This window comes from Proteus sp. STS61-E (assembly GCF_040932335.1).
GTDB classification, from domain to species: Bacteria; Pseudomonadota; Gammaproteobacteria; order Enterobacterales; family Enterobacteriaceae; genus Proteus; species Proteus mirabilis_B.
Map to the genome: position 1 here is coordinate 105,779 of NZ_JBFQGE010000008.1, position 26,196 is coordinate 131,974.

Annotated in this window: 24 protein-coding genes and 2 tRNA genes; 22 read left to right on the forward strand and 4 right to left on the reverse strand. The window is 41.8% G+C overall.

The window, feature by feature from the left end:
• Positions 1-129: 129 nt before the first annotated feature.
• Together AB4J89_RS16900 and AB4J89_RS16905 are read left to right on the forward strand one after the other, a co-directional pair.
• A complete protein-coding gene (locus tag AB4J89_RS16900; protein WP_075672812.1) occupies positions 130-480 on the forward strand; it encodes a DNA-binding protein in 351 nt (116 codons plus the stop codon).
• A gap of 82 nt (positions 481-562) precedes the next feature.
• Entirely contained in the window at positions 563-979 is a 417-nt protein-coding gene (locus AB4J89_RS16905; protein ID WP_088493987.1) for a DNA-binding protein, read from the forward strand.
• Positions 980-1,028: 49 nt separating this feature from the next.
• On the opposite strand, the gene ispB is transcribed toward AB4J89_RS16905, so the two are convergent.
• Positions 1,029-2,000 carry an octaprenyl diphosphate synthase gene (gene ispB / locus AB4J89_RS16910; protein WP_088493986.1) on the reverse strand — a complete coding sequence of 324 codons (972 nt, stop codon included), beginning with the start codon at positions 1,998-2,000 and terminating at the stop codon, positions 1,029-1,031.
• A gap of 263 nt (positions 2,001-2,263) precedes the next feature.
• Here ispB and rplU point away from each other — a divergent pair, with 263 nt between their 5' ends.
• The 3 genes from rplU to cgtA all read left to right on the forward strand — a co-directional run bounded on the left by rplU (position 2,264) and on the right by cgtA (position 4,152).
• Positions 2,264-2,572 (forward strand): 50S ribosomal protein L21, encoded by a 309-nt coding sequence (gene rplU / locus AB4J89_RS16915; protein WP_006535707.1) that lies wholly within the window; start codon positions 2,264-2,266, stop codon positions 2,570-2,572.
• Between the two features lie 19 nt (positions 2,573-2,591).
• The gene (rpmA, locus tag AB4J89_RS16920) at positions 2,592-2,849 is read left to right on the forward strand and encodes a 50S ribosomal protein L27 (protein ID WP_006535706.1); all 258 of its coding nucleotides are present in this window, start codon (positions 2,592-2,594) and stop codon (positions 2,847-2,849) included.
• A gap of 130 nt (positions 2,850-2,979) precedes the next feature.
• The gene (gene cgtA, locus AB4J89_RS16925; protein WP_036914694.1) at positions 2,980-4,152 is read left to right on the forward strand and encodes an Obg family GTPase CgtA; all 1,173 of its coding nucleotides are present in this window, start codon (positions 2,980-2,982) and stop codon (positions 4,150-4,152) included.
• Positions 4,153-4,243: 91 nt separating this feature from the next.
• Here the strand turns inward: cgtA and dacB are convergent, their stop codons facing one another.
• Positions 4,244-5,686, reverse strand: a complete 1,443-nt coding sequence (dacB, locus tag AB4J89_RS16930) for a serine-type D-Ala-D-Ala carboxypeptidase (RefSeq protein WP_088493985.1) — start codon at positions 5,684-5,686, stop codon at positions 4,244-4,246.
• A gap of 409 nt (positions 5,687-6,095) precedes the next feature.
• Here dacB and greA point away from each other — a divergent pair, with 409 nt between their 5' ends.
• Complete coding sequence (greA, locus tag AB4J89_RS16935) at positions 6,096-6,572, forward strand: transcription elongation factor GreA (protein ID WP_088493984.1); 477 nt, start codon at positions 6,096-6,098, stop codon at positions 6,570-6,572.
• Between the two features lie 121 nt (positions 6,573-6,693).
• Here greA and yhbY read toward each other — a convergent pair whose 3' ends face one another.
• Complete coding sequence (gene yhbY, locus AB4J89_RS16940) at positions 6,694-6,987, reverse strand: ribosome assembly RNA-binding protein YhbY (RefSeq protein ID WP_036914752.1); 294 nt, start codon at positions 6,985-6,987, stop codon at positions 6,694-6,696.
• 145 nt (positions 6,988-7,132) lie between these two features.
• On the opposite strand from yhbY, the gene rlmE reads away from it, so the two are divergent.
• From rlmE to AB4J89_RS17020, 16 genes are all read left to right on the forward strand, one after another.
• A complete protein-coding gene (rlmE, locus tag AB4J89_RS16945) occupies positions 7,133-7,762 on the forward strand; it encodes a 23S rRNA (uridine(2552)-2'-O)-methyltransferase RlmE (RefSeq protein WP_023583577.1) in 630 nt (209 codons plus the stop codon).
• 47 nt (positions 7,763-7,809) lie between these two features.
• Positions 7,810-9,756, forward strand: coding sequence for an ATP-dependent zinc metalloprotease FtsH (ftsH, locus tag AB4J89_RS16950; RefSeq protein ID WP_075673624.1), 1,947 nt, complete (start codon positions 7,810-7,812; stop codon positions 9,754-9,756).
• 82 nt (positions 9,757-9,838) lie between these two features.
• Positions 9,839-10,681, forward strand: coding sequence for a dihydropteroate synthase (folP, locus tag AB4J89_RS16955; RefSeq protein WP_088493983.1), 843 nt, complete (start codon positions 9,839-9,841; stop codon positions 10,679-10,681).
• The gene (gene glmM, locus AB4J89_RS16960) at positions 10,678-12,015 is read left to right on the forward strand and encodes a phosphoglucosamine mutase (protein WP_088493982.1); all 1,338 of its coding nucleotides are present in this window, start codon (positions 10,678-10,680) and stop codon (positions 12,013-12,015) included. The genes folP and glmM overlap by 4 nt, the downstream gene beginning before the upstream one ends.
• Positions 12,016-12,180: 165 nt before the next feature.
• Complete coding sequence (gene secG, locus AB4J89_RS16965; RefSeq protein WP_036914692.1) at positions 12,181-12,525, forward strand: preprotein translocase subunit SecG; 345 nt, start codon at positions 12,181-12,183, stop codon at positions 12,523-12,525.
• 58 nt (positions 12,526-12,583) lie between these two features.
• A tRNA-Leu gene (locus AB4J89_RS16970) sits at positions 12,584-12,673 on the forward strand.
• A gap of 60 nt (positions 12,674-12,733) precedes the next feature.
• Positions 12,734-12,810: transfer RNA gene (locus AB4J89_RS16975), tRNA-Met, on the forward strand.
• 202 nt (positions 12,811-13,012) lie between these two features.
• Positions 13,013-13,465 (forward strand): ribosome maturation factor RimP, encoded by a 453-nt coding sequence (gene rimP / locus AB4J89_RS16980; RefSeq protein ID WP_036914691.1) that lies wholly within the window; start codon positions 13,013-13,015, stop codon positions 13,463-13,465.
• Between the two features lie 20 nt (positions 13,466-13,485).
• Positions 13,486-14,994 carry a transcription termination factor NusA gene (gene nusA / locus AB4J89_RS16985; protein ID WP_006535691.1) on the forward strand — a complete coding sequence of 503 codons (1,509 nt, stop codon included), beginning with the start codon at positions 13,486-13,488 and terminating at the stop codon, positions 14,992-14,994.
• Between the two features lie 22 nt (positions 14,995-15,016).
• Positions 15,017-17,773: a translation initiation factor IF-2 gene (infB, locus tag AB4J89_RS16990; protein WP_088493981.1), complete on the forward strand. Its 2,757-nt coding sequence runs from the start codon at positions 15,017-15,019 to the stop codon at positions 17,771-17,773.
• A gap of 302 nt (positions 17,774-18,075) precedes the next feature.
• Positions 18,076-18,477 (forward strand): 30S ribosome-binding factor RbfA, encoded by a 402-nt coding sequence (gene rbfA / locus AB4J89_RS16995; protein ID WP_006535687.1) that lies wholly within the window; start codon positions 18,076-18,078, stop codon positions 18,475-18,477.
• Positions 18,477-19,430, forward strand: a complete 954-nt coding sequence (gene truB, locus AB4J89_RS17000; RefSeq protein WP_368470025.1) for a tRNA pseudouridine(55) synthase TruB — start codon at positions 18,477-18,479, stop codon at positions 19,428-19,430. Before rbfA ends, truB begins: the two co-directional genes overlap by 1 nt.
• A gap of 123 nt (positions 19,431-19,553) precedes the next feature.
• Positions 19,554-19,823, forward strand: coding sequence for a 30S ribosomal protein S15 (gene rpsO, locus AB4J89_RS17005; RefSeq protein WP_088493979.1), 270 nt, complete (start codon positions 19,554-19,556; stop codon positions 19,821-19,823).
• A gap of 250 nt (positions 19,824-20,073) precedes the next feature.
• A complete protein-coding gene (gene pnp / locus AB4J89_RS17010) occupies positions 20,074-22,203 on the forward strand; it encodes a polyribonucleotide nucleotidyltransferase (RefSeq protein WP_102949423.1) in 2,130 nt (709 codons plus the stop codon).
• 112 nt (positions 22,204-22,315) lie between these two features.
• The gene (nlpI, locus tag AB4J89_RS17015) at positions 22,316-23,203 is read left to right on the forward strand and encodes a lipoprotein NlpI (RefSeq protein WP_311755578.1); all 888 of its coding nucleotides are present in this window, start codon (positions 22,316-22,318) and stop codon (positions 23,201-23,203) included.
• 171 nt (positions 23,204-23,374) lie between these two features.
• A complete protein-coding gene (locus AB4J89_RS17020; RefSeq protein WP_088493976.1) occupies positions 23,375-25,279 on the forward strand; it encodes a DEAD/DEAH family ATP-dependent RNA helicase in 1,905 nt (634 codons plus the stop codon).
• Positions 25,280-25,479: 200 nt separating this feature from the next.
• On the opposite strand, the gene btsR is transcribed toward AB4J89_RS17020, so the two are convergent.
• Complete coding sequence (gene btsR / locus AB4J89_RS17025; protein WP_023583566.1) at positions 25,480-26,196, reverse strand: two-component system response regulator BtsR; 717 nt, start codon at positions 26,194-26,196, stop codon at positions 25,480-25,482.

Consider the following 26,196-nt stretch of genomic DNA (forward strand, 5'->3'; position numbering starts at 1 on the left):
TTAGAAATGTCCTAAAGCATTTAAACTGATTATTTAGAAAATAAAATAACATTATTTTTCTAAAAAGATTTCTGATTTTTTTCTTAATAATTTCTTTTTTGAAGTTGATAACAATTTTAGAGAAACATAATGAAAAAAGAGTGGTATACGGCAAAGGAATTGACGGGTATAGGTGGATTACCTAAATCACCACAAGGTGTAAATTCAAAAGCGAGACGCGAGTCTTGGCAAAAACAGAATGTAAAAAATAAGCAAGGTAATGGTGTTGAATATCATTATTCTTGTTTACCAGAAAAAACTTTAATTGCTCTAGAACTTTATGAGCCATTAGCACATTACAAATTAAATAAAAAAGAGGAGCCACTCGTTATCTGGGTGAAAGCATTCCAACAACTAAATGATGGTGAACAAAAAACATTAACAGAGCTGATATTGCGGGATGGTATTAGAAGTTTTTTAGAAAAAGTCGTCAATGATTAAGCGATTTTAAAGAATCTATTATTGCGTTATCCGCAACAGATATCTATCTGACTAACCTCTTAGTTGAATGTGAGATGAGATCATGAAAAAAGAATGGTATACAGCGAAAGAATTAGTGGGGCTTGCGGGGTTACCTAACTCACCGCAGGGAGTTAACTTGATGGCGCGTCGTGAAGGATGGGAAAACCGTCGTAAACGTGGCGTGCAGGGAAAAGCTGTCGAGTATTCCATAAAAAGTCTACCTGATGAGGTGATTGGTGTGCTCGCTGCACATGAACCTCCGGCTGAGTATTTATCAAAACGTCAGGATGCCTTTTTAATTTGGGTTGAAGCTTATTATCAACTGACCAAATCAGAACGAGAAAAGATTGTGAAATTCGTGCTTCGCGAAGGGCTGGCAAAGCTCATTAGCTATATTGATGCGGATAATCAAGATGCTATTGAACGAGAAAACGAAGAAGTGCTCAATAAATTAAAAAGCCCACCAGAATCGACGTAGTCGCTCTGGCGGGCTTCTTTACATAACTAAGAGGATTTATACATCAAAGTTATGATTGACGTTGTACAGCGACGTGAGCAAGCCCAATAAGCGCATCTTTATACGGTGAGTCAGGTATAATTGATAAAGCTTCAATCGCTTTGTCTGCTTCTTCTTCTGCTTTTTGGCGGGTATATTCCAAAGAGCCACACTGTTTCATAGTATTTAAAACAGTATCCAATAAATGGCGACCATTACCTTGTTCAATGGCTTGGCGAATTAATTGGGATTCTTCTTCATTGCCATTATGCATAGCATGAAGTAATGGCAACGTTGGTTTACCTTCATCAAGATCATCACCAGTGTTTTTACCCAACTGGTTGTTATCTGCATCATAATCAAGCAAATCGTCAATGAGCTGGAAAGCAGTCCCAAGATAACGACCATAATCTTGGAATGCTTTTTCTTGCTCAGGCGTCGCACCAGAAAGAATGGCTGACGCATGAGAAGCCGCTTCAAACAGACGAGCTGTTTTGCTGTAGATAACTTGCATATAGTCATCTTCAGAAATGTCAGGATCGTTACAATTCATTAATTGTAAAACTTCACCTTCAGCGATCACATTGGTGGCGCTAGACATTAATTTTAATACACGCATCGAATCAAGATCCGTCATCATCTGAAAGGATCGTGTATAAATAAAGTCGCCAACAAGTACACTGGCAGCATTTCCAAAGACAGCATTTGCCGTTTGTTTTCCTCTGCGCATATCAGATTCATCAACAACATCATCATGTAACAACGTTGCAGTATGAATAAATTCGATAAGCGCTGCGACCGAGATATGTTTGTCACCTTGATAGTCCAATGCTCGTCCAGTGAGCACTGCGATCATTGGTCGGATCCTTTTACCACCACCACTAATGATGTAGTAACCAAGTTGGTTTATCAAAGAAACATCTGAATTAAGCTGGTAAAGGATTGCCTCATTTACCGCAGTCATATCAGCGGATGTTAGTTTTATAATAGATTCTAAATTCATGTTTTTTCGACTTTGGCTCGCCAATGAGCGCGTTATTATTAATAAAAAATGATCATGCCATAGATTTTACTCTCTTATAATTTAGATTGTACTTTAAAAATGGCTGAAATAAATATCGTGTAAAAAACTCTTTTTTTTAACGCTAGTTTGCGATCTGTACTTGTCATCGGCACTAAATTTGCGTAGAATTCGCGCCCTATGTGAATATTTTAATTGTGCACTCAAATTATACATATTGGGAGTGTGCGGAAAGCGGAGTTTATATGTACGCGGTTTTCCAAAGTGGTGGTAAACAACACCGAGTCAGCGAAGGTCAAACTATTCGTTTAGAGAAGCTGGAAGTAGCTACTGGCGAAACAATCGAGTTTGATACTGTAATGATGGTCGCTAATGGCGATGACATTCAAATTGGCGCTCCAATCCTTGCGGGCGTTAAAGTTAAAGCGGAAGTGGTTGCTCACGGTCGCGGCGATAAAGTTAAGATTGTTAAGTTCCGTCGTCGTAAACACAGCCGTAAACAACAGGGCCACCGTCAGTGGTTTACTGATGTTAAAATCACTGGTATCGCTTAAGGTTTAGGAGAGTAGTTCAATGGCACATAAAAAGGCTGGCGGCTCGACTCGTAACGGTCGTGATTCCGAAGCAAAACGTCTGGGTGTTAAACGTTTCGGTGGTGAAGCTGTATTAGCAGGTAGCATCATCGTTCGTCAACGTGGTACTAAGTTCCATGCAGGTACTAACGTTGGTTGTGGTCGTGACCACACCCTGTTTGCATTAGCTGACGGAAAAATTAAGTTCGAAGTTAAAGGTCCAAACAACCGTAAATTTATCAGCATCGAAGCTGAATAATTACTGGTCCTTTAAGCACCGAGTCAAAAGCCCTGCAAATATGTTGCGGGGCTTTTTATATTTAAAAAAGGCCATCTCTGGGTAATTTCGGCCATCCAGCACGTTAATGGCTACTATACGGAGTAAAATCATGAAATTTGTTGATGAGGCCAAGATCCTAATCGTCGCGGGCGATGGTGGTAACGGCTGTGTAAGCTTTCGTCGCGAAAAATATATCCCTAACGGGGGACCAGACGGTGGTGATGGTGGTGATGGTGGTGATGTCTACATGATTGCAGACGAAAACCTTAACACCTTAATTGATTACCGTTTTACAAAATCTTATCGCGCAGAACGTGGTGAAAATGGCCACAGCCGTGACTGTACTGGTAAGCGTGGTCAAGATATTACTATTAGTGTTCCTGTCGGAACACGTGTCCGTGATTTAGCAACAAATGAAGTCATTGCTGACTTAACTGCTCACGGCCAAAAGCAAATGGTTGCTAAAGGTGGCTTCCACGGTTTAGGTAATACTCGCTTTAAATCATCGGTTAACCGTGCTCCACGTCAACGTACAATGGGAACGCCGGGTGAATCTCGCGAAGTCCTATTAGAGCTAATGTTATTAGCTGATGTGGGTATGCTTGGTATGCCAAATGCGGGTAAATCCACATTTATTCGTGCAGTATCAGCAGCAAAACCTAAAGTTGCTGATTATCCATTTACAACGTTAGTACCAAGCTTAGGCGTGGTGCGTATGGATAATCACCAAAGCTTTGTGGTTGCAGATATTCCCGGATTAATCGAAGGCGCTGCTGATGGTGCAGGTCTTGGGATCCAATTCTTAAAACACTTAGAACGCTGCCGTGTGTTATTACACTTGATCGATATTGATCCTATTGATGGATCGGACCCTGTGGAAAATGCAAAAATCATTATCTCTGAACTAGAGAAATACAGCGAAAAATTAGCACAAAAACCACGCTGGTTAGTGTTTAACAAAGTTGATCTTCTCGATGCTGAAGAAGCAAAAGAGAAGGCAAAAGCAATTGTTGAAGCGCTGGGTTGGGATGAAAACTATTACATGATAGCGGCCATCAACCAAGAAGGTGTGAAAAAACTTTGTTGGAATATCATGGAATTCCTGAATGTTACTCCGCGTGAGCAAGATATTGTTGCAACAAAAGCAGAGCCAGGAAAAGTTGACTTTATGTGGGATGATTACCACAAAGAACAGCTTGAAAACCCTGATTTCGAAGAAGATGACGATGATGATTGGGATGAAGAAGATGATGATGGGATAGAGTTTATCTACCAACGTTAATTATCATTCTTATCATGAAAAAATAAAAAAAACGCCTGATTAATCAGGCGTTTTTCATATCTATTACTACTTGTAATTATCTAGTATGAATCTAGCGGTTGTTATATATATCTTTATACAGATTTGTTTCAAAACGCACTAAATAAGCGCGTCCAGCATTGCGATTCTGTGTAGGGGGTGAATATGCGGAAACGTACTGTACAAACGCCACTTTTTGTCCGTTTGCCGTGGTCATAAAGCCCGCAAGATTATAAACCCCTTTTAATGAACCGGTTTTGGCAGAAACTTTGCCATCAACACCTGCTTCATGAAAGCCGCCTCGATACTGCAATGTACCGTCATGTCCTGCAAGAGGAAGCATGGTAATAAAGTTTAATTCACTTTCATGTTGTCCAATATATTGAAGGATTTGCATCATGGTTGCAGGTGAAATGAGGTTATGACGAGAAAGACCTGAGCCATCAACCATAACGGTATTTCCTAAATCAATGCCGGCTTTTTGTTTTAAAATAGCACGGGTTGCTTCTGCGCCAGAGCGCCAAGTCCCCGCAACGCCATAATACTCACGACCAATAGTTCTAAATACGGTGTCTGCAATCATATTGTCAGACTCTTTTAGCATGGTAGTCAGTAAGTTATGCAACGGTTTTGATTGTGTCTGTGCCAGTACAGTCACTGGCGCTTTTAGTTGAGAGCGGCGTTTGATATATCCATCAAGCTCAATATTAGCGCGTTGTAACTCTTCTTTTAAAATGGTGCCTGCCCAGTGAGCACCATCTTGAATAGAGAACATTAAAGGGACTGCATCGTCACGTTTAGGAATACAACCTGTTATTACATAGGTATTTAAGTCACGAACAGTGACATCTAATTCACAAAAACGGGTACGAGTTGATCCTTTCTCATAAGTTTCAACTTCACTTAAAACGGTTACAGGATAGAAAGAAGCTTTACGTATTGTGGCAATATCACCTTCTTTGCTGCCACTTTGCAGTAAAACAGAAAAACAGTTCTTATCAACAATTGCGGCACTAGGAGGGGCGCTAAAGCATTGAGTTAGATCATTCCAAACCCAACCGGGTGCTTTGTCATGGCTTGAAAAAGCAGAAGTATCAATAAGCAAATCGCCGTGCACTTTTGTAACACCTGATTGTTTTAATACGGCAACCATTGCTCTTAATTGTTGGCGGGTTAATGTAGGATCGCCTGTAAAACGAAAGATCAAATCACCCATAAGCTGATTGTCTTTTATCTTACCTTCTGTTTCCATTGTTGTGGTGAATTGATAGTTTCCACCTAATTGAAGTAATGCCGCGAGTGCAGTCACCACTTTTTGAGTACTTGCTGGAAGTGCTAATTGATCGGCATGATAATTAAGATTAGGAGAAGCAGCGCCAACGGGTTGAGTTATTAAACCTACTTGAGTTCCTTCGGGAAGAAGGGATGTGTAGTTTTCAACAGGTATTGCTTGGGTTGAAAAACTGATGATACTTAATGTGTAGAGTATCCGTCGAAATGTTGATAGTAAGCGCATAATTTCTCTATCCGTGACTATAGCGTGTAACGTTACAGTATTGATTGCCAGAGGCTAATACTAAAGGGCAATGAGGGCAAAAGTAAACGGTAACAAGCAGGATTAGCTCATTATCGGAAAAAGTCTGTTTATCTCTTTATAAAGAGAGATAAGGCGTGAAGCAATGCGTCTGTTGTGTTAGATTTAGTTTTAAGTCTGGAAGGGTTAGTTTTCGTCCCAACAGCATGAGTTGGGAATATAATAGTGTCCCCTCATTCACCGAATATCCGTAGAGACAGGCCCAATTTAAGGCTGCCTGTGTCTTTTTTTGTCTTGAGAAGAGTAAATAGATCCTTTTCTCTGTGTTGTTAGTATAAAAAATCAGGATGATACCTATTTTTTATTAGGAATAGTATTGAGGTATTAACACATGAATCAGATCCCTATGACAGTTCTAGGTGCAGAAAAATTACGCGAAGAGCTGGAATATTTAAAAGGTGTTCGTCGTCCCGAGATTATTGCCGCTATCGCTGAAGCTCGTGAACACGGAGACTTAAAAGAAAACGCGGAATATCATGCTGCAAGAGAGCAACAAGGTTTCTGTGAAGGTCGTATACAAGAAATTGAAGCAAAATTATCAAATGCTCAAGTCATTGATATTACAAAGATGAATAACAATGGCCGTATTATTTTTGGTTCAACAGTGACATTGTTAAATGTTGAAACTGAAGAAGAGCAAACTTACCGCATTGTTGGTGATGATGAAGCGAACATTAAAGAAAACTTAATTTCTGTTAACTCACCGATTGCGCGTGGATTGATTGGTAAAGAGTTAGATGATGTCGTTGTTATCACAACACCGGGCGGACAAGTCGAGTACGAAGTTTTAAACGTAGAATATATTTAATTTATAATTTTACGTTTCTATAGAAAACTAGACTGCTATCCTGTGGTAATATAAAAAAGGCCTTAAAAGGCCTTTTTTGCCATAGAGTTAGTTATGGCATTTTTATATAAAGATACAAGTTTTATTTCGGTAAAATAATCTTACGTGCTTCTGAAGGACGATAAAGAACAAGAATTTTTCCGATAACTTGTACATTCTGTGCACCGCTTTCGCGTACAATCGCTGCCACGATCAAGTTTTTAACATCTCGATCTTCGCCTGCGATTTTGACTTTGATAAGCTCATGGTGCGCCAGAGCGAGTTCAATTTCTGCAAGAACGCCTTCAGTCAACCCGTTGTTACCAATCATAACGACTGGATTCAGGTGATGAGCGAGCCCTTTCAGGTGTTGAATTTGTTTTTTGTTAAGAGTCATCATTAATTTTTGCTTTGTTGGGATTGAAAACGATCTATTCTAACGCCATCTCTCACTTATCACCATAAAATGTCGTTAATACGGGGTTAAATGAGTGAAAGAGTAAAAATTTTGATAGCTAAGTGTATGATAGTTGGAAAACGCAATGGCCAATAAGAAACGTTCGGCAAGCTCTAGCCGCTGGTTACAAGAACATTTTAGTGATAAATATGTTCAGCAAGCACAGAAAAAAGGGTTTCGCTCTCGTGCTTGGTTTAAACTGGAAGAAATTCAGCAAAGTGACAATATCTTTAAACCAGGTATGACCGTTGTCGATTTAGGAGCAGCCCCTGGTGGGTGGTCTCAATACGTTGTACAGCAGTTAGGAAGTAAAGGTCGAATCATCGCATGTGACCTTTTACCTATGGATCCTATAGTCGGAGTCGATTTCCTTCAAGGCGATTTTCGTGATGAACTTGTGTTGAAGGCATTGCTTGATAGAGTAGGTGAAAACAAAGTCCAGGTTGTCATGTCTGACATGGCTCCAAACATGAGCGGTACACCCGCGGTCGATATCCCTCGATCCATGTATTTAGTAGAGTTAGCGCTTGATATGTGTCGTGATGTACTGGCTCCCGGGGGAAGTTTTATTGTCAAAGTGTTTCAGGGAGAAGGCTTTGATGAATACCTGGGGCAAATACGCTCCCTGTTTACGAAAGTGAAAGTTCGTAAACCAGACGCTTCGCGGTCTCGTTCTCGTGAGGTATATATTGTAGCCACAGGGCGTAAACTTTAGTACCCTAAAGCTATTTGTTAACACAGTTGTAATATGAGGTTAATCCCTTGAGTGACATGGCGAAAAACCTGATCCTCTGGCTAGTTATTGCAGTCGTTTTGATGTCATTATTCCAGAGCTTCGGACCCAGCGATTCGAATAGTCGTAAGGTGGATTACTCTACCTTTATCAATGAGTTAACTAATAACCAATTACGCGAGGTCAGCATAAGTGGTTATGATATTAATGTAACTAAAACAGATAACTCAAAGTACAGCACGTATATGCCTATGCGTGATGACAACCTGCTGACCACTTTAATGAACCGTAATGTAAAAGTAACGGGCGAACCACTTGAAGGCCAAAGTCTTCTGACTCAAATTTTTGTGTCTTGGTTCCCAATGCTATTACTGATTGGTCTTTGGATTTTCTTTATGCGCCAAATGCAAGGTGGTGGCGGTAAAGGTGCGATGTCTTTCGGTAAAAGCAAGGCACGCATGTTGACAGAAGACCAAATCAAAACAACCTTCGCTGATGTCGCGGGTTGTGATGAAGCGAAAGAAGAAGTAAGCGAATTAGTTGAGTATTTACGTGACCCAGGTCGTTTCCAGAAATTAGGGGGTAAAATCCCTAAAGGTATTCTGATGGTAGGACCTCCAGGTACAGGTAAAACATTATTAGCAAAAGCCATCGCGGGTGAAGCTAAAGTCCCATTCTTTACCATTTCAGGTTCTGATTTCGTTGAAATGTTCGTGGGTGTGGGTGCTTCTCGTGTTCGTGATATGTTTGAACAAGCTAAAAAAGCAGCACCTTGTATCATCTTTATCGATGAAATCGATGCGGTCGGTCGTCAACGTGGTGCAGGTTTAGGTGGTGGTCATGATGAACGTGAACAAACACTGAACCAAATGCTAGTTGAGATGGATGGTTTCGAAGGTAATGAAGGTATTATCGTTATCGCGGCGACTAACCGCCCTGACGTATTAGACCCAGCATTACTTCGTCCAGGTCGTTTTGACCGTCAAGTGGTTGTTGGTTTACCTGATGTACGTGGACGTGAGCAAATTCTTAAAGTCCATATGCGTCGTGTACCTTTATCACCAGATGTTGATCCCGCGATTTTAGCGCGTGGTACACCAGGCTTCTCTGGTGCTGATTTAGCTAACTTAGTTAACGAAGCGGCTTTATTCGCTGCACGTGGTAATAAACGTGTTGTCTCAATGGTCGAATTTGAGAAAGCGAAAGATAAGATAATGATGGGCGCAGAGCGCCGTTCAATGGTGATGACTGAAGAACAAAAAGCATCAACCGCTTATCATGAAGCTGGTCACGCAATTATTGGCCGTTTAGTACCTGAACATGATCCTGTGCATAAAGTGACGATTATTCCTCGTGGACGTGCATTAGGTGTGACTTTCTTCTTACCTGAAGGCGACCAAATCAGTGCAAGCCGTCAGAAATTAGAGAGCCAGATTTCAACACTTTACGGTGGTCGTTTAGCTGAAGAAATTATCTATGGTGTAGAGCATGTTTCTACAGGTGCTTCTAATGACATCAAAGTTGCAACCAATATTGCACGTAACATGGTGACACAGTGGGGCTTCTCTGAAAAATTAGGGCCATTACTGTATGCAGAAGAAGAAGGTGAAGTGTTCTTAGGTCGTTCTGTTGCTAAAGCGCAGCATATGTCTGATGAAACAGCTCGTACAATTGACGAAGAAATTAAAGCTATCGTTGATCGTAACTATGTTCGTGCTCGTCAGATCTTAATGGACAACCTTGATATTCTGCACTCAATGAAAGATGCACTGATGACTTATGAAACTATCGATGCGCCTCAAATTGATGATTTAATGAATCGTCGTGATGTTCGTCCACCTGCGGGTTGGGAAGGCAATAATGGCAATAGTGGTACAACGACTACTGCCCAGCCAGCACAAACGCATGTAGCGAGTGAGCCAAAAGATAAGCCTGAGTCAGAAAGTGATACACCTTCTGATAAAAATACTCACTAATCCTTATCGGGTTATGCATATTGAGTAAGCTATAAATATAAACCCCAGGCTTCTGGGGTTTTTTTATGAAGGTATCAATAAAATGAAATTAATGGCTAGAGGAACAGAACTTAATTTATCAACACCCCAAGTTATGGGGATTTTGAATGTCACTCCAGACTCTTTCTCAGATGGTGGCACTCATAATTCACTTAACGATGCGGTTAACCACGCAGCAAAATTAATCGCTGAAGGGGCTTCTATCATCGATATTGGTGGTGAGTCTACCAGACCCGGCGCAAGTGATGTCTCTATTGATGAAGAGTTGCAGCGTGTTGTTCCTGTTGTTGAGGCTATTCGTCAGCGTTTTGATGTTTGGATCTCTGTTGATACATCCAAAGCTCAAGTCATTACTGAATCTGCAAATGCAGGTGCTTCAATTATCAATGATATTCGCTCTTTACAAGAGCCGGGAGCACTTGAAGCGGCGGCTAAAACAGGTTTGCCAGTGTGTATTATGCATATGCAAGGCGACCCTAAAACTATGCAACAATCACCACATTATGAGAATGTGTTGATGGATGTTGATCGTTTTTTACAAGAAAATATTCAACGTTGTGTTGATGCTGGGATCGAAAAAAATCAAATTATTCTTGATCCAGGATTCGGCTTTGGTAAAAATTTAGCGCATAATTACCAATTATTAGCACACTTAAGTGAACTTCATCACTTTGGTCTACCCATACTTGCCGGAATGTCACGCAAATCAATGGTTGGACAACTATTGAATGTACCACCACAAGAGCGTGTTGCTGGTAGCGTGGCATGCGCTGTCATTGCAGCGATGCAAGGCGCACAAATTATTCGTGTACACGATGTTAAAGAGACTGTTGATGCGATGAAAGTCGTACAAGCGACTCTTTCTGCAAAGGAAAATAATGAATGAGCGAACGTAAATACTTTGGAACAGATGGTATCCGTGGAAAAGTAGGTGATAGTCCAATTACACCTGATTTTGTATTAAAACTAGGTTGGGCTGCGGGCAAAGTATTAGCACGTCATGGCTCTCGTAAAATCATTATTGGTAAAGATACACGTATTTCAGGCTATATGCTGGAATCTGCATTAGAGGCTGGTTTAGCTGCGGCTGGTTTATCTGCTTCATTTACAGGACCAATGCCAACACCTGCTGTTGCTTATTTAACGCGTACATTCCGCGCTGAAGCCGGGATTGTGATTTCAGCTTCTCATAACCCTTATTACGATAACGGGATCAAATTCTTCTCTATTGATGGCACAAAATTACCAGACGAAGTAGAAGAAGCGATTGAAGCTGAAATGGAAAAACCAATTACCTGTGTTGAATCAGCAGAGCTTGGTCGTGCAAATCGTATCGTGGATGCTGCGGGTCGTTACATTGAATTCTGTAAAGGGACTTTCCCAAATGAAAACAATCTTAACGGTCTAAAAGTCGTTGTCGATTGTGCTCATGGCGCAACATATCATATTGCACCAAATGTATTTCGTGAATTAGGTGCCGAAGTGATCACTATTGGTTGTGATCCTACTGGTATCAATATCAACGAAGAGTGTGGCGCAACAGATGTTCGTATGTTGCAAAAACGCGTATTAGAAGAAGGCGCTGATGTTGGTCTAGCTTTTGATGGTGACGGTGACCGTATCATCATGGTTGACCATCAAGGTCTAAAGGTTGATGGCGACCAAATTCTCTACATTATTGCGAGAGAAGCGTTACGCCAAGGTCAATTACGCGGTGGTGCAGTGGGTACTCTAATGAGCAATATGGGATTAGAGATAGCACTGAAACAACTGGGTATTCCTTTTGTAAGAGCAAAAGTGGGTGACCGCTATGTACTTGAAAAATTACAAGAGAAAGGCTGGCGCTTAGGTGCTGAAAACTCAGGTCACATTATTTTATTAGATAAAACGACTACAGGTGACGGTATTGTTGCGGGCTTACAAGTTTTAAGTGCAATGGTACGTAACCACATGAGTCTGCATGATTTATGCAGTGGCATGAAACTATTACCACAAATTTTAGTGAATGTTCGTTTTACAGGTAGCCACGATCCGCTACAAACACCTGAAGTTCAGAAAGTCGCTAAAGCGGTTGAAGAAGAACTGGCTGGTAAAGGTCGTGTATTACTGCGTAAATCAGGAACAGAACCCTTAATTCGTGTCATGGTTGAAGGTGAAAATGAAGAGCAAGTCACTGCGATGGCAAATCGTATTGCCGACGCTGTGAAGCACGTTGGTTAATTGATGCTTTTTTCTTCAATCAATCACTTTGGAGAAAAATAACCTTGCTTGTCAGTTCAGCTTTGGTTAGTATTCACACCCGCTTAGTAAGGTCTTGAACTAAAGCGGGTGAAGCAATCGAAGGTTATCGTTAAGACGATAAGTTCCATAGAAAAGGTAACGCAAATGTATACGGCACTCATTGTTATTCTTATCATTGTAGCAACAGGGCTAGTTGGTCTGATCCTGTTACAGCAGGGTAAAGGTGCTGATATGGGCGCTTCTTTTGGTGCAGGTGCTTCCGGTACAGTATTTGGTTCAAGCGGTTCAGCTAACTTTATGACCCGTATGACCGCTGTTTTAGCGACAGCTTTTATTGTACTTGCCCTTATTTTAGGTAATCTAAGTGCCAATAAAACTGTGCGTGAAGACAGCAAATGGATGTCTATCGAGCAGACTACAGAAGAAGCTAAAAAAGCTGAGCAGTTAGCAGCGCCTGTAGCGCCAGCAAATACAGATATTCCGCAGTAAACTAAGTAAAGATTTAAATGAGATTGTTAATTTTTACGCAGTAACAGTCTCATTAAGTGCCGAGGTGGTGAAATTGGTATACACGCTACCTTGAGGTGGTAGTGCCTATAAAACGGGCGTACGGGTTCAAGTCCCGTTCTCGGCACCATTATTCCAGATAGCTTGCGTTTTGCTTGTTATCAGCGTAAAATTTGCCACGTTTTTCGAACGCGGGGTGGAGCAGCTTGGTAGCTCGTCGGGCTCATAACCCGAAGGTCGTCGGTTCAAATCCGGCCCCCGCAACCACTTCTAACAATACAGCACTTTTCTCATTAATCATCTTGTTGAACCGATTATGATCCTGAGTGGAATGTGCCGTAAGAAGAGGTTATTCTCGAATGGCAAGTTACAGGGTCCAGTTGCATAAAGCCCCGAATTTCGGGGTTTTTTGTTATCAGAGAATAGAATACTGGGCTATAGGCCCTTTTTTTATGCCTTGGGGGTGGGTTTGTCCACATTAGAGCAAAAATTAACAGCGATGGTTTCAGCACCAGTAGAAGCATTAGGCTTTGAATTTGTCGGTCTTGAGTTTATTCGTGGCCGAGAATCAACATTGCGCATCTATATTGATAGTGAAGACGGTATCACTGTTGATGATTGTGCTGATGTTAGCCACCAGGTCAGTGCTGTGCTGGATGTTGAAGATCCAATTCAAACAGTTTATAACCTTGAGATCTCTTCTCCTGGTTTAGAACGACCTTTATTCACTGCAACGCATTATGAGCAATTTATCGGCGAAGAAGCCGCTATCGTATTACGAATTGCAATGCAAAACCGCCGTAAATGGCAGGGCATTATTAAGTCTGTCGCTGGCGAAATGATCACGGTTACTGTGGATGGTAAAGACGAAGTGTTCGCACTGAGCAACATCCAGAAAGCTAACCTGGTACCCCACTTTTAAGTTTTGAAGAGGCAACTAGGATGAACAAAGAGATTCTGGCTGTTGTGGAAGCGGTCTCTAACGAAAAATCTCTTCCTCGTGAAAAGATTTTTGAAGCACTGGAAACCGCACTAGCGACAGCAACTAAGAAAAAATACGAGCAAGAAATTGACGTTCGTGTCTGTATCGACCGTAAAACCGGTGACTTTGATACATTCCGTCGTTGGGTTGCCGTTGATGAAGTGACTCAACCAACTCGTGAAATCACACTTGAAGCTGCTCAATATGAAGATCCTAGTATCGAACTAGGTGGTTATATTGAAGATCAGATTGAATCTGTTACTTTCGACCGTATTACAACACAAACCGCTAAACAAGTTATCGTACAAAAAGTACGTGAAGCTGAAAGAGCAATGGTTGTTGATCAATTCCGCGAACAATTAGGCGAAATTATCACGGGTGTTGTGAAGAAAGTGAACCGTGAGAATATCACTTTAGATTTAGGCAATAACGCTGAAGCGGTTATTTTACGCGAAGATATGTTACCGCGTGAAAACTTCCGCCCAGGTGACCGTTTACGTGGTGTTTTATACGACGTGCGTACAGAAACTCGTGGTGCACAACTTTTCGTGACACGCTCTCGCCCTGAAATGCTGGTTGAACTTTTCCGTATTGAAGTACCAGAAATTGGCGAAGAAATCATTGAAATTAAAGCTGCAGCGCGTGATCCAGGTTCTCGTGCCAAAATCGCAGTAAAAACTAACGACAAGCGTATTGACCCAGTGGGTGCTTGTGTTGGTATGCGTGGTGCGCGTGTACAAGCCGTTTCCAGCGAATTGGGCGGCGAGCGAATTGATATTGTTCTGTGGGATGATAATCCTGCACAATTCGTCATTAATGCAATGGCTCCGGCAGATGTTGCTTCTATTGTTGTCGATGAAGACAAATGTACAATGGATGTTGCAGTTGAAAGCAGTAACCTTGCACAGGCGATCGGCCGTAATGGTCAAAACGTTCGTCTGGCAGCACAGTTACTGAAAAAACATCGTGGTGATGACAAGTGGGAATTAAACGTCATGACTGCTGATGAACTGAATGCAAAACATCAGGCAGAAGCAAACGCAGCCATTGAAATATTTACTAAGCATCTCGACATTGATGAAGACTTCGCAACTGTTTTAGTTGAAGAAGGTTTCTCTACCCTTGAAGAGTTAGTTTATGTGCCAATCAGTGAATTGCTGGCTATTGACGGACTGGATGAAGATACCGTTGAAGCTCTACGTGAAAGAGCTAAAGCTGCATTAACAACGATTGAATTGGCTCAAAAAGAAAGCCTAGGCGATAACCAACCAGCCGAGGACTTATTAGCTCTCGAAGGATTGGAGCGCTCTTTAGCATTTGATCTAGCTGCCCGTGGTATCTGCACACTGGAAGATCTTGCCGAACAGGGTATCGACGACCTAACTGATATTGAAGGTTTAAATAGTGAGCGCGCAGGCGAACTCATTATGGCCGCACGTAATATCTGCTGGTTTGGGAATGATGCGTAACAACTGAGCAGGAAGGAACAGAATGACAGATGAAACAGTAAAATCACTGGCAGAAGAGATTCAGACACCGGTTGAACGTTTGGTACAGCAATTTGCTGATGCCGGTATTAAGAAGACCGTCTCTGATTCTGTCTCCCAAAAAGAGAAAGAAACCTTACTGGCTTGGTTGAACCGTGATAAAGACGTATCAACCAACCAACCAGAAAAATTAACGTTGCAACGCAAAGTGCGTAGTACGTTAAGTGTTCCTGGTACAGGTGGCAAAAGTAAATCAGTAGCCATCGAAGTCCGCAAAAAACGCACTTATGTGAACCGTGACGCCGTTGAAAAAGCGCAAGCGGATGAGCAAGCTCAGCGTGAAGCGGAAGAAAAGGCGCATCGCGAAGCCGAAGAAAAAGCCCAGCGCGAAGCACAAGAGAAAGCACAGCGCGAAGCTGAAGAAAAAGCAAAACGTGAAGCTGAAAAGGCAAAGAAAGACGCCGAAGAAAAAGTGAAACGTGAAGCTGAAGAAGCAAAACGTGAAGCAGCGGAATTAGCTAAGCGCGAAGCAGCGGAAAAAGATAAAGTGAAACAAAACGATAAACCAAAAGCTGATAAAGCAGCAGATCAGGAAAAAGCACGTCGCAATGCTGAACAGGCTGAACTGAAGCGTAAAACGGAAGAAGCACAGCGCCGTAAAGCAGAAGATGAAGCAAAAGTTGCAGCAGAAAAAGCACGTCGCTTAGCTGAAGAAAATGCTGAAAAATGGACTGCTGAACCTAAAGCGCCAGAAACTGAAGGCTCAGACTATCATGTAACCACATCACGTTATGCTCGTGATGCAGAAGATGAAAGTGATGCTGAAGTTGAAGGTGGCCGCGGTCGTGGTCGCAACGCTAAGGCTCCTCGTCCTAAGAAAAACAACCGCCATTCTGAAAAAGCAGATCGTGAAGAAGCACGTGCTGCTGGTCGTACTAACAAGAAAGGTAAACGTAAAGGTAGCTCATTACAGCAAGGCTTCAATAAGCCAGCGGCTGTTGTAAACCGTGATGTTATTATCGGTGAGACTATTTCTGTTGCTGAACTTGCTAACAAAATGGCAGTAAAAGGGTCTGAAGTTATCAAAACTATGATGAAAATGGGTGCTATGGCGACCATTAATCAGGTTTTAGACCAAGAAACTGCACAGCTTGTTGCTGAAGAAATGGGTCACAAAGTTATCTTACGTCGTGAAAACGAGTTAGAAGAACAAGTCATGAGCGATCGTGATACTGGCGAAGAAAGCGCAGTATCTCGTGCACCAGTTGTAACTATCATGGGTCACGTTGACCACGGTAAAACATCATTACTGGACTACATTCGTTCAACGAAAGTAGCATCAGGTGAAGCGGGTGGTATCACCCAGCATATCGGTGCTTACCACGTTAAAACTGACAAAGGTGAAATCACCTTCCTAGATACTCCAGGTCACGCCGCGTTTACTTCAATGCGTGCTCGTGGTGCTCAGGTAACGGATATCGTTGTTCTGGTTGTTGCGGCAGATGATGGTGTAATGCCACAAACTATCGAAGCAATCCAACACGCAAAAGCAGCAAACGTACCTGTTGTTGTTGCAGTGAACAAAATTGATAAACACGAAGCTGATCCAGATCGCGTTAAAACTGAACTGTCTCAATATGGCATCCTGCCAGAAGAGTGGGGCGGTGAAACTCAGTTTATGCACGTATCTGCAAAACAAGGTTTAGGTATTGACGAACTGCTGGATGCTATTCTTTTACAAGCTGAAGTTCTTGAACTGAAAGCAGTTAAAGAAGGCATGGCAAGTGGTGTTGTTATCGAATCTTACCTTGATAAAGGTCGTGGTCCAGTTGCAACTATTCTTGTCCGTGAAGGTACACTGAATAAAGGTGACATCGTTCTGTGTGGTTTCGAATACGGTCGTATTCGTGCAATGCGTAACGAATTAGGTCAAGACGTTCAATCTGCTGGCCCATCAATGCCTGTTGAGATTTTAGGTCTGTCTAACGTTCCTTCTGCTGGTGATGAAGCAACAGTTGTTCGTGACGAGAAGAAAGCGCGTGAAGTTGCATTATACCGTCAAGGTAAATTCCGCGATGTTAAACTGGCTCGTCAGCAGAAGTCTAAACTGGAAAACATGTTTGCTAACATGGAAGAAGGTAAAACTTCTGAACTGAACATCGTTCTGAAAACAGACGTTCAAGGTACTTGTGAAGCGATTACTGATGCATTAGTTAAACTGTCTACTGATGAAGTTAAACTGAAAATCATCGGTTCAGGCGTAGGTGGTATCACCGAAACTGACGCAACATTAGCCGCGGCTTCTAACGCAATCATTCTTGGTTTCAACGTTCGTGCTGATGCATCTGCTCGCCGTATCATTGAACAAGAAAGCGTTGATTTACGTTACTACTCCGTTATCTATAGCCTAATTGATGAAATCAAGCTGGCAATGAGCGGTATGTTGGCACCTGAATATAAACAAGAAATCATGGGTCTTGCAGAAGTCCGTGATGTGTTTAAATCACCTAAATTCGGCGCAATTGCGGGCTGTATGGTGGTTGAAGGTAACATCAAACGTAATAACCCAATTCGTGTTCTGCGTGATAACGTGGTTATCTATGAAGGCGAACTTGAGTCACTGCGTCGCTTTAAAGATGACGTCAACGAAGTGCGTAACGGCATGGAATGTGGTATCGGTGTGAAAAACTACAACGATGTCCGTGCTGGCGACATGATTGAAGTCTTCCAAGTTATCGAAATCAAACGTTCTATTGATTAATTTAGTCCGTCTTGTTTTAAAAGGGAGCTTAATGGCTCCCTTCTTATTCCTTTCTTTGCTGTATTCCCCTTTTATTTCCTCTCCATTTTTCAACATAACCGAAATAGATTGCCTTTCAGTAATTTATGAAAGTGAAATAACAGGGTAAAATAGCACCAAAGAAACATTTTATTTCTAAAGAAAGAAATCAGAGAAAGCGGTTGTTAAATACCACTTCATGTATACTCTTTAGATATCATTGATTTTAGATTTGAATTAACAATGACAATCAGGGCGATACCCTATTGTCAGGGAGAGATAAAATGGCAAGAGATTTTAGCCGCAGTCAGCGTGTTTCTCAGGAAATGCAAAAAGAAATCGCCATCATTTTACAACGCGAAGTCAAAGATCCACGTATTGGAATGGCGACGGTATCTGGCGTTGAGATTTCTCGTGATTTGGCTTATGCCAAAGTATTTGTCACCTTTTTGAACTTATCAGGTGGTGAAAAAAGCGAAGAAGAGATGGTTGCAGAGGGTTTAACTGCACTTAATGAAGCCGCTGGTTTTATTCGTTCTTTATTAGGCAAAGCGATGCGCTTACGTATTGTGCCTGAACTGACATTTGCTTATGACAACTCATTAGTTGAAGGTATGCGTATGTCTAATTTAGTTTCTAACGTCGTTAAAAGCGATGAAGAGCGTCGTCATAAAGAGGATAAATAATGGGGCGTCGTCGTAAGGGGCGTGAGATTAACGGCGTATTGCTACTCGATAAACCCCAAGATATTTCCTCTAACGATGCACTCCAAAAAGTCCGCCGTATGTTTAATGCCAGCAAGGCAGGGCATACAGGGGCGTTGGATCCTTTAGCAACAGGTATGCTCCCTATTTGTTTAGGTGAAGCAACGAAATTTTCACAGTTTCTATTGGATTCAGATAAGCGTTATCGCGTTATTGTACGTTTAGGGCAACGAACAGATACCTCTGATGCACATGGTGAGGTTATTCAAGAGCGCCCAGTACAATTTACACAGCAAGCTTTAGATGATGCCTTGGATAGCTTTCGCGGTGAAACATTGCAAGTCCCTTCAATGTACTCCGCTTTAAAACATCAAGGTAAACCGCTTTACGAATATGCTCGACAAGGTATTGAAGTAGAGCGTGAAGCAAGACCTATCACCGTTTATGAACTCCAGTTTATTCGCTGGGAAGGTGATGAGTTAGAGCTGGAAATTCATTGTTCTAAAGGCACTTACATTCGAACAATTATTGATGATCTTGGTGAGAAATTACAATGTGGTGCTCACGTCATTTTCTTACGTCGATTAGAAGTCGCAGATTATCCTAAAGAGCGAATGGTAACGTTAGAGCAATTAAGAGCGATGATAGAAAATGCACAAACTGCGCAAGAAGATCCTTTCTTGGCACTTGATGCACTGTTATTGCCTATGGATACCGCTGTTGCACATTTTCCGGTTGTGAATTTAACCACGATTATTGCGGGTTATTTCAAGCTGGGACAGCCTGTTCGGGTTAATCATGACATTAATGAAGGCGAATGGGTGAGAGTAACTGAAGGCGATGAAAAAAAATTCATCGGCCTTGCTATCATTAAAGATGGCCTCGTTGCTCCGAAAAGAGTTGTTGTAGACTATAGCGCACAAGATAACACTTAATAGCAATCTTGCGCTAAAAGTGTTTGAAGCGTAGAATAATGCGGCTATCTGTTTGGGTGGCTGAGTTGGATAGCTGAATTAGAGATTGGCTATCTGAAAATTTTACTTAATTTGGAGTTTATTATGTCTCTAAGTACTGAAGCGAAAGCACAAATCGTTGCTGAATTTGGTCGTTGCGCTAACGATACTGGCTCAAGCGAAGTTCAGATTGCACTGCTGACTGCAGAAATCAACCACCTGCAAGGTCACTTTTCAGAGCATAAAAAAGATCACCACAGCCGTCGTGGTCTGCTGCGTAAAGTTTCCAGCCGTCGTAATCTGCTGGACTACCTGAAGCGTAAAGATGTTGCTCGTTACTCTGCACTGATTGAACGCTTAGGTCTGCGTCGCTAATCAAACGAGTTTCAGTGGAAAGGGGCCTGTTGGCCCCTTTTCTACTAGAAAGTGCTATTTTTAATACTAGTCGTTATGTTTTAATGTGGTGATTGTTATTTAGTCTCTCTAGTTACGACAATTCGCGCGGCTAATGAAAGTATTTATCGCTAAATGGTTAATATTTTCATTAGTCGCGAGGGGACGTAGCGGAGAAAAGATCATTCATCGTCGCTAAACATCTGGCGACAATAAGATAAAGGATATTATTTTGCTGAATCCTACAGTTCGTAAATTTCAATACGGTCAACATACTGTTTCATTAGAAACTGGTATGATGGCTCGTCAAGCAACAGCTGCTGTTATGGTTGACATGGACGGCACCGCTGTTTTTGTTACCGTTGTTGCAAAGAAAAAAGTTAAAGCTGGACAAGATTTCTTCCCATTAACTGTTAACTACCAAGAGCGTTCATACGCTGCTGGTCGTATTCCTGGTAGCTTCTTCCGTCGTGAAGGCCGCCCTGGTGAAGGCGAAACGTTAATTGCACGTTTAATTGACCGCCCTTTACGTCCATTATTCCCAGAAGGTTTCTTAAACGAAATTCAAATCGTTGCTACCGTTGTTTCTGTTAACCCACAAGTTAACCCAGATATCGTTGCAATGATTGGTGCTTCTGCGGTATTAGCGCTGTCAGGTGTTCCATTCAATGGCCCTATCGGTGGTGCTCGTGTTGGTTTTATCGATGGACAATATGTTCTAAACCCAACAGTTGATGAGCTGAAAGTTAGTAAATTAGACTTAGTGGTTGCAGGTACTGCAGGCGCGGTACTGATGGTAGAATCAGAAGCTGATTTATTATCAGAAGAAGAAATGTTAGGTGCAGTTGTATTTGGTCATGATCAACAACAAGTTGTGATCGAAAACATCAATGCATTAGTGGCAGAAGTTGGTAAAGAGAAATGGGATTGGGCGCCAGAAGCTATCAACCAAACTTTACACGACCGTATTGCACAATTAGCGCAAGCTCGTATTGGTGATGCTTACCGTATCACTGAAAAACAAGAGCGTTATGAACAAATTGAAGCTATCCGCGATGAAGTTATCGCGACATTAGTTGCTGAAGATGAAACTTTAGATGAAGCTGAAATCAGCGATATCTTCTCAGGTCTTGAGAAAAATATCGTTCGTGCTCGCGTATTAGCTGGCGAACCACGTATCGATGGCCGTGAAAAAGACATGGTACGTGCATTAGACATTCGTACTGGCTTATTACCACGTACTCACGGTTCAGCACTGTTTACTCGTGGTGAAACTCAGGCACTGGTTACTGCAACATTAGGTACTGCACGTGATGCTCAAACTATTGATGACATCATGGGTGAGCACACTGATACTTTCTTACTGCACTATAACTTCCCTCCATACTCTGTTGGTGAAACAGGTATGATGGGTTCACCAAAACGTCGCGAAATCGGTCATGGCCGTTTAGCAAAACGTGGTGTGTTAGCAGTAATGCCAACAATTGAAGAATTCCCATATACCGTTCGTGTGGTTTCTGAAATCACTGAATCAAATGGTTCATCTTCAATGGCGTCTGTTTGTGGTGCTTCTTTAGCACTGATGGATGCTGGTGTACCAATTAAAGAATCTGTTGCAGGTATTGCAATGGGTCTAGTGAAAGAAGGCGACAACTTTGTTGTTCTTTCCGATATTCTGGGTGATGAAGACCATTTAGGCGATATGGACTTTAAAGTTGCGGGTAGCCGTAACGGTGTCAGCGCATTACAAATGGATATCAAAATCGAAGGTATCACTCGCGAAATCATGCAAGTTGCATTAAACCAAGCGAAAAGCGCACGTCTACATATTTTAGGCGTAATGGAAGATGCAATTAGCCAACCTCGTGCTGATATTTCTGAATTCGCACCGCGCATTCATACTATCAAAATTAATCCAGACAAGATCAAAGACGTTATCGGTAAAGGTGGTTCTGTTATCCGTGCATTAACGGAAGAAACAGGCACAACTATCGAAATCGAAGATGATGGTACAGTGAAGATTGCTGCGACAAGTGGCGACCAAGCAAAACAAGCTATCGCTCGTATCGAAGAAATCACGGCTGAAGTTGAAGTGGGTCGTATCTACAACGGTAAAGTAACTCGTATTGTAGATTTCGGTGCATTCGTTGCTATCGGTGGCGGCAAAGAAGGTCTGGTTCATATTTCTCAAATCGCAGACAAACGCGTTGAGAAAGTGAGTGACTACTTGGAAATGGGTCAAGAAGTTCCAGTTAAAGTACTGGAAATTGACCGTCAAGGCCGTATTCGCTTAAGCATGAAAGAAGCTCAAGCTAATCAGCAGGAAGCAACAGAAACTTCTTCTGAAGATTCTGCGAATTAATGATATTCTACTACCGATATCTAGACATAGGTATCGGTAGAGACTTATTATGATTGACAAGTAGGACGTCTAGAACGCTTTTTGTTGAAAGGTCTGACTTTGGGAGTGAGAAATGAAAACATTTCTGCGCAGTTGTTCTATTGCTGTTTTCATCTTTATTTCCGGATGCAGCACTAGTCCAGAATGGCGTAAGAATGCGATTTTTGCCACACCATTGCAGCCTTCTTTACAACAAGAAGTGATATTGGCTCGTATAGAACAAATCCTAGCGAGCCGCTCATTAACCGAAGATGAATACGCACAGCTTTTATATGAGCGTGGTGTGCTGTATGATAGCCTCGGTTTACGAGCTTTAGCGCGTAATGATTTTTCAATGGCGCTATCAATACGACCAGATATGCTAGAAATTTTTAATTTTCTAGGTATCTATTTTACGCAGGCAGCAAATTACGATGCTGCTTATGAAGCGTTTGATTCTGTTTTAGAGCTTGATCCAACTTACAATAATGCGCGTTTTAATCGTGGTATCGCTTCGTACTACGGTGGCCGATTGAAATTGGCGCAGGATGATCTGCAGGCGTTTTATCAGGTCGATCCAAATGATCCCATTCGTTCGCTTTGGTTATATCTTGTAGAAAAAGAGATAAACACTGATTTGGCTAAACAACAGCTAAAACAGCGATACCAGCAGGCGGATAAAACGGGGCAATGGGGATGGAATATAGTTGAGTTTTATTTAGGCGACATTAATGAGAAAACATTAATGTTGAAATTAAATGAGGCTTCAACCGATAACACTTCGCTCGCTGAGCATCTTAGTGAAACTAACTTCTATTTAGGTAAGTATTACCTAAGTCTGGGGGACATGGATAGCGCAGAAGCGTTATTCAAGCTGACGGTTGCCAACAACGCACATAACTTTGTTGAGCACCGCTACGCATTGTTGGAATTAGCACTGTTAGGCCAACAAGAAGACCTAGCGGAATCGGACCAGCAATAGCTGACGAACATTTCTCTGATCAGTTTGAAAGCCATCATCTACATAGGATGAGGGCTTGTTTGTTCGTTTAATAATATAATTTGAGCCAGTTCACATTTTAGATGATAAAGACCGACAAACCATGCGGTATGTTATGTCAACTGGCTGCCATAATGAATGAGGCACAGTGACATGACTACTGAAACCGATATGACTTTTGCTGATCTAGGTTTATCAGCACCTATTTTGACTGCACTGAATGACTTAGGCTACGAGAAGCCTTCTCCAATTCAGCAACAATGTATTCCTTTCCTTTTAAACGGCAATGATGTTTTAGGTATGGCACAGACAGGTAGTGGTAAAACTGCCGCATTTAGCCTGCCATTATTACACAATCTTGATGAATCATTAAAAGCACCACAAATTTTAGTTTTAGCACCGACTCGTGAACTTGCGGTTCAGGTTGCTGAAGCAATTGAAGATTTCTCTAAGCATTTACCAAAAGTAAATGTTGTTGCACTGTATGGTGGTCAGCGTTACGACGTTCAATTACGTGCGTTACGCCAAGGACCACAAGTTGTTGTGGGTACACCGGGTCGTTTATTAGACCATTTAAACCGTGGCACATTAGATTTATCTAAACTGAAAGGTTTAGTATTAGATGAAGCTGATGAAATGTTACGTATGGGCTTTATTGAAGATGTTGAAAACATTTTAAGTAAGATCCCAGCAGAACACCAAACTGCACTGTTCTCTGCAACAATGCCAGAAGCTATTCGTCGTATTACTCGTCGTTTCATGAATGATCCGAAAGAAGTACGCATTCAAAGTAGCGTAACAACACGTCCAGACATTAGCCAAAGCTATTGGATGACATTCGGCGCACGTAAAAACGAAGCATTAATTCGTTTCTTAGAAGCTGAAGATTTTGATGCGGCGATTATTTTCGTTCGTACTAAAAACGCAACATTAGAAGTTGCTGAAGCTTTAGAACGTAATGGTTATAACAGTGCGGCGTTAAATGGTGATATGAACCAATCACTGCGTGAGCAAACATTAGAGCGTCTGAAAAATGGTCGTTTAGACATTTTAATCGCGACTGACGTTGCAGCTCGTGGTCTTGACGTTGACCGTATCAGCCTTGTTGTGAACTATGATATCCCAATGGATTCAGAGTCTTATGTTCACCGTATTGGCCGTACAGGTCGTGCGGGTCGTGCGGGTCGTGCAATTTTATTCGTTGATAACCGTGAGCGTCGTTTACTGCGCAATATCGAACGTACAATGAAGATGACTATTCCTGAAGTAGAACTGCCAAATGCAGAACTTATCAGCCAACGTCGTCAGGAAAAATTTGCACAGCAAATCGCGCAACAATTAGAAACTAGCAACCTTGATCAGTATCGTGCACTGTTACCTAAATTAGCTCCACAAGGTGAAGAAGCACTGGATATGGAAACACTGGCTGCGGTATTACTGAAAATGGCTCAAGGTGAGCGTGCGCTTATCCTGCCACCAGATCCAGTTCGTCGTCCTCGTCGTGAATTTAACGATCGTGACGATCGTCGTGGTGATGATCGCCGTCGCGGTGATAATGATCGTGAGCGTTCTCCTCGTCGTGAACGTCGTGATGCTGGCGAAATGGATTTATACCGTATCGAAGTGGGTCGTGATGATGGTGTTGAAGTTCGTCATATCGTTGGTGCGATTGCTAACGAAGGCGATATCAGCAGCCGTTACATTGGTAATATCAAACTGTATGGTTCTCACTCAACCATCGAATTACCAAAAGGTATGCCAACAGACTTATTAAGCCATTTCACACGTACACGTATTATGAACAAACCACTGAATATGCAATTAGTGGGTGATGCTCAATCTCAACCTTTCCGTGAGCGTCGTAATAACAGCCGTCGTGATGGTCAGCCACAAGGTGGTCGTCGTTTTAACAATGGTGATCAACCACAACGTCGTGGTAATAATGACCGCGGTGGTGAGCGTAGTAACAGTAACGATCGTGGTGGCGAGCGCGGTAACTTCCGTAGCCGTAACAACGAAGGTACTCCTCGTCGTCGTAGCAGCTCTCATAACCAATAAGAGCTTGCATTTACTCAATATTAAATTGAGTTGATGATAAAAAATTGAAACCAGTCAACGAAAGTTGGCTGGTTTTTTTATGCTTATTTTAATGATATAAAATCTATCACGACTCATTTCTATCAATAATAGGAAAGCTTATGCAAGCCAATCAATTAGAACAATATTTATAACTCTTTAAATACTCATTTATTTTATTATTAACTTAAGCCAATCGCCTCTTTTAACGGTTTAAGATAGCGGCGGCTAACAGGAATTTGGCTGTTATTATGTAATATCAGTTCAGCTTGTCCATTATCACCAAAAATAATCTCATTAACATAATCCATATTCACTAAATATTGACGATGGCAACGTACTAATTGTGTTCGTGTTTCTAACGTCCGTAACGTCAATTCTGTAAAGCCTTCTTGGCCTTGATTATTTGTCACATAGACACCACTGAGCCTTGATGTTGCAAATACAGCCTCATCAATTGGCATTAACCAAATACGGCTATGCCCTGTACATGGAATACACTTTAAACGCTCTTCAGGAGGTGTTAAGAGATCGATATTTTGCTTATTACCTTGGCGTAGACGATTTAATGTTTTTGTTAAACGCTCTTGCTCTAATGGCTTAAGTAAATAATCAAAAGCATGTTCTTCAAAAGCTTGGATCGCATACTCTTCAAATGCGGTTAAAAAGACGATATAAGGGCGATGTTCAGGATCAAGCATTGTGACCATTTCAAGGCCAGTAATGCGAGGCATCTGAATATCAAGAAATACAACATCAGGCTTTTTGCGATGTATTTCTCCTATTGCTTCAATCGCATTACTACATTCACCAACAATATGAATATCCTTTTCAACTTCAAGTAAACAACGTAAGTTTTCACGAGCCAGTGGCTCATCATCAACGATTAATATATTCAT

Excerpts from the sequence above, each read along its gene's own strand:
- AB4J89_RS16900 (WP_075672812.1), top strand. The coding sequence starts at position 130 with ATGAAAAAAGAGTGGTATACGGCAAAGGAATTGACGGGTATAGGTGGA.
- AB4J89_RS16905 (WP_088493987.1), top strand. The coding sequence starts at position 563 with ATGAAAAAAGAATGGTATACAGCGAAAGAATTAGTGGGGCTTGCGGGG.
- ispB (WP_088493986.1), bottom strand. The coding sequence starts at position 2,000 with ATGAATTTAGAATCTATTATAAAACTAACATCCGCTGATATGACTGCG.
- rplU (WP_006535707.1), top strand. The coding sequence starts at position 2,264 with ATGTACGCGGTTTTCCAAAGTGGTGGTAAACAACACCGAGTCAGCGAA.
- rpmA (WP_006535706.1), top strand. The coding sequence starts at position 2,592 with ATGGCACATAAAAAGGCTGGCGGCTCGACTCGTAACGGTCGTGATTCC.
- cgtA (WP_036914694.1), top strand. The coding sequence starts at position 2,980 with ATGAAATTTGTTGATGAGGCCAAGATCCTAATCGTCGCGGGCGATGGT.
- dacB (WP_088493985.1), bottom strand. The coding sequence starts at position 5,686 with ATGCGCTTACTATCAACATTTCGACGGATACTCTACACATTAAGTATC.
- greA (WP_088493984.1), top strand. The coding sequence starts at position 6,096 with ATGAATCAGATCCCTATGACAGTTCTAGGTGCAGAAAAATTACGCGAA.
- yhbY (WP_036914752.1), bottom strand. The coding sequence starts at position 6,987 with ATGACTCTTAACAAAAAACAAATTCAACACCTGAAAGGGCTCGCTCAT.
- rlmE (WP_023583577.1), top strand. The coding sequence starts at position 7,133 with ATGGCCAATAAGAAACGTTCGGCAAGCTCTAGCCGCTGGTTACAAGAA.
- folP (WP_088493983.1), top strand. The coding sequence starts at position 9,839 with ATGAAATTAATGGCTAGAGGAACAGAACTTAATTTATCAACACCCCAA.
- glmM (WP_088493982.1), top strand. The coding sequence starts at position 10,678 with ATGAGCGAACGTAAATACTTTGGAACAGATGGTATCCGTGGAAAAGTA.
- secG (WP_036914692.1), top strand. The coding sequence starts at position 12,181 with ATGTATACGGCACTCATTGTTATTCTTATCATTGTAGCAACAGGGCTA.
- nusA (WP_006535691.1), top strand. The coding sequence starts at position 13,486 with ATGAACAAAGAGATTCTGGCTGTTGTGGAAGCGGTCTCTAACGAAAAA.
- infB (WP_088493981.1), top strand. The coding sequence starts at position 15,017 with ATGACAGATGAAACAGTAAAATCACTGGCAGAAGAGATTCAGACACCG.
- rbfA (WP_006535687.1), top strand. The coding sequence starts at position 18,076 with ATGGCAAGAGATTTTAGCCGCAGTCAGCGTGTTTCTCAGGAAATGCAA.
- truB (WP_368470025.1), top strand. The coding sequence starts at position 18,477 with ATGGGGCGTCGTCGTAAGGGGCGTGAGATTAACGGCGTATTGCTACTC.
- rpsO (WP_088493979.1), top strand. The coding sequence starts at position 19,554 with ATGTCTCTAAGTACTGAAGCGAAAGCACAAATCGTTGCTGAATTTGGT.
- nlpI (WP_311755578.1), top strand. The coding sequence starts at position 22,316 with ATGAAAACATTTCTGCGCAGTTGTTCTATTGCTGTTTTCATCTTTATT.
- AB4J89_RS17020 (WP_088493976.1), top strand. The coding sequence starts at position 23,375 with ATGACTACTGAAACCGATATGACTTTTGCTGATCTAGGTTTATCAGCA.
- btsR (WP_023583566.1), bottom strand. The coding sequence starts at position 26,196 with ATGAATATATTAATCGTTGATGATGAGCCACTGGCTCGTGAAAACTTA.